We start from the raw sequence: 3,458 nt of genomic DNA, 5'->3' as shown, positions 1-3,458 counted from the left end.
CGATCATGACACGGCAAGGGGCCAGCGCACAGGCGCCACCCCTTGCCCACAAGAATTTCTGGACATTTGCCCCGATTTTCCTCCGGGGATCGTCCTCAGAGCTCGTTCTGGTCCCGGTCGCTGGTCCCGGTCCAGATGTCCTTCTTGTCACCGAAGTGGTGCTGTGCCGCCTCGGCGACGGCACCCCGCTCGGCCACCATCGATGCGTGGGTGGGCGCCTCGGGGATGCCGGACGGACGCCCCTGGGCATAGCCCCTGCGCATCTCGGGCAGGATGTCACCCAGCAGGTCCAGCTGCTCCAGCACGGTCTTGAGCGGCAGGCCGGCGTGGTCGATGAGGAAGAGCTGGCGCTGGTAGTGGCCCACCTTCTCGGTCATTCCCAGGTAGCGTTCCAGCACCTGTTGGGGCGATCCGACCGTCAGCGGGGTCATGGAGCTGAACTCCTCCAGCGACGGGCCGTGTCCGTAGACCGGCGCATTGTCGAAGTAGGGGCGGAACTCCTTGACCGCGTCCTGCGAGTTCTTGCGCATGAAGAACTGTCCCCCCAGCCCGACGATCGCATCCTGCGCCCGGCCGTGGCCGTAGTGCTGGTAGCGCTGGCGGTACAGGTCGACCATCTGCATGGTGTGCTCGATGTTCCAGAAGATGTTGTTGTGGAAGAAGCCGTCACCGTAGTAGGCGGCCTGTTCGGCGATCTCCGGGGAACGGATCGAGCCGTGCCAGACGAAGGGCGGCACCTCGTCGAGCGGACGGGGCGTGGCGGTGAAGCCCTGCAGGGGCGTGCGGAACTTGCCCTTCCAGTCCACGACGTCCTCGCGCCACAGCCGGTGCAGCAGGTTGTAGTTCTCCAGGGCCAGGTTGATGCCCTGGCGGATGTCCTTGCCGAACCAGGGGTAGACCGGGCCGGTGTTGCCGCGGCCGAGCATCAGGTCGATGCGGCCGTCGGCCAGGTGCTGCGCATAGGCGTAGTCCTCGGCGATGCGCACCGGGTCGTTGGTGGTGATCAGGGTGGTGGCCGTCGACAGGATGAGCGTCTGGGTCACGGCGGCCAGGTGCGCCATCAGGATCGGCGGGTTGGCCGGGGCGATGAAGGGCGGGTTGTGGTGCTCGCCGGTGGCGAAGACGTCGAGCCCGATCTCCTCGGCCTTCTTCGCGATCGCGACGGTGGCCTTGATCCGCTGGCTCTCGGTGGGGATCGTGCCGCTGGTGGGATCGGCGGTGACGTCGCCGATGGTGAAGATGCCGATCTGCATGACTGCTCCTTCGATCTGCAGAGGATCGCGCCAACAGGTAGTTGAGGTTTCATCTACTTTAACCGCAGCTGGGTGCCAGCTATTCCCGACCCGCCGCCAGAAGCCCCCGAGGCGCCGACGGACGGTTACGATCGGCCCAATCCCCCAGGAGGCGCCATGCGAAACCCAGCATCGATTGCAAAGTCCACCCTGGCCGGTCTCGCGGCCCTGGCCATGCTCACCGGCTGCACCGACAGCTCCTCCACCACCCCGCCCGACGGGGCCCCCGCCGCCGACGCCAGCCTCACCGCCCTGGCCAAGGGGCTGAGCAGCCACGACCTGTCCGCCGTCCCGCTGTCGGTCCCCGCCAGCGCCGCCCAGAAGGAGCTCGACGTGCTCGTCGGCGGCATGGACGGATTGCGCCCCACCGTCACGCCAGGCCAGGTCAGCTATGACCACAAGGCAGGAACCGCGACGGCACAACTGGCCCACCGGCTTCCGCTGGGCAGCCAGACCTGGGACTGGACCAGCACCGCCACCCTCGAACTCGCCGGCCAGCAGTGGCGGGTGCGCTGGGAACCCCAGGTGGTCCAGCCCGACCTCGACGCCAGCACCCGACTGCGCCACACGCGCGACGTGCCCACCCGCGCCGCCATCACCGGCGCGGATGGCCAGGCCCTGGTGGAACAGACCACCGCCTGGCGCGTCGGGGTCGACAAGTCGGTGCCCCAGGCCAGCGTCCAGACCACCGCCCGCACCCTGGCCCAGCTCGTCGACATCGACGCAGACGCCTACGCCAAGCGGGTCTCCAGCGCCGGCCCGAGCGCCTTCGTCCCGGCCATCACCCTGCGCCAGGGCAAGGTTCCCGCGGCCGCCAAGACCATGCCCGGGGTCGCCGTCCTGCCCGTCGAGCTGCCACTGGCCCCCAGCGCCAGCTTCGCCGTCGGCATCCTCGGCGGCGCCGGCGAGGCCTCGGCCGAGCAGGTGGCCAAGGCCAAGGGGGACGTGCTGCCCGGCGACATCGTCGGCACCAGCGGCCTGCAGGCCCGCCACGACGCCCGCCTGCGCGGCACCGTTGGGCACACCGTCGAGGTGGTCCGACGCTCCAGCCCCACGCCCAGCCCCACAACCAGCCCCACAACCAGCCCCACGGACCAAACCGGCGCGAGCCCGTCGCCCAGCGCGTCCCCCGTGGTCAAGCGCCTGTTCACCAGCCCGGCGAAGCCCGGGAGCCCGGTGGCCACCAGTCTGGACCGGACCCTCCAGGAGCGTGCGGAGAAGGCCCTGTCCGGCCAGAAGGGCATCGCCTCACTGGTGGTGGTCAAGGTGGGCACCGGCGACGTGCTGGCCGCCGCCACCTCGACAGCCACCGGCGGCCAGCCGGTGGCCACCCAGGGCCACTTCGCCCCCGGCTCCACCTTCAAGGTGGCCAGCTCCTTGGCCCTGCTGCGCAAGGGGCTCACCCCCACCAGCCCGGTCCCCTGCACCAAGCAGGTCACCGTCAACGGGCGCGTCTTCACCAACTACTCCGACTTTCCCGCCAGCAAGGTCGGCACCATCACGCTGTCCGACGCACTGGCGAACTCCTGCAACACCGCCTTCATCGCCGAGCGCGAGCGCCTGGACGCCGATGACCTGGCGCAGGCCGCGCAGAGCCTGGGCATGGGCGTGGACCACGACGCTGGCTTCGGCTCCTTCTTCGGCGCGGTGCCCACTGCCAAGGACCCGGTGACGAAGGCCGCCGACATGATCGGCCAGGGCACCATCGAGGCCTCCCCAATGGCGATGGCAGGGGTGGCCGCCTCCGTCGCCTCCGGCCACACGGTGGTGCCCTGGCTGGTGGCCGAGAAGAAGCCCACCCAGAAGGAACCGACGCTCACCCCCGCCGAGGCCAGCCAACTGCAGGCGCTGATGAAGGCCGTGGTCAGCGACGGATCGGGCAAGGTGCTGGCCGGCCAGATGACCGGCGCCAAGACCGGCACCGCCGAGTACGGCACCGCCACGCCACCCAGGACGCACGCCTGGATGATCGCCTGGAACGGCCAGTACGCGGTCTCCGCGATGGTCCACGACGGCCGCTCGGGCTCGCAGGATGCCGCCCCGGTGATCAAGGCCTTCCTGTCCGGCGCGTGAGAGAAAATCACCCTTCGGCCACTTGGACAAATACCCAGAAACGCTTGTCGGGCAGAGAATCCGCCTGGCCACCAAGCGAGTTCCTGGACGAAT

At 69.4% G+C, this 3,458-nt stretch carries 2 protein-coding genes; one reads left to right on the top strand and one right to left on the bottom strand.

Annotated features, from left to right (window positions below; translation table 11 throughout):
• Window positions 1-95: 95 nt before the first annotated feature.
• Window positions 96-1,253: an LLM class flavin-dependent oxidoreductase gene (locus tag ACHFFZ_RS15800; protein WP_394277559.1), complete on the bottom strand. Its 1,158-nt coding sequence runs from the start codon at window positions 1,251-1,253 to the stop codon at window positions 96-98.
• Between the two features lie 156 nt (window positions 1,254-1,409).
• Here ACHFFZ_RS15800 and ACHFFZ_RS15795 point away from each other — a divergent pair, with 156 nt between their 5' ends.
• On the top strand, window positions 1,410-3,365 hold the full coding sequence (locus tag ACHFFZ_RS15795; protein ID WP_394277558.1) for a penicillin-binding transpeptidase domain-containing protein: 1,956 nt from the start codon (window positions 1,410-1,412) through the stop codon (window positions 3,363-3,365).
• Window positions 3,366-3,458: the final 93 nt, after the last annotated feature.

This window comes from Luteococcus sp. (assembly GCF_043424415.1).
Taxonomy (GTDB): Bacteria; Actinomycetota; Actinomycetes; order Propionibacteriales; family Propionibacteriaceae; genus Luteococcus.
This window is presented reverse-complemented; position numbering and strand designations above follow the sequence as displayed.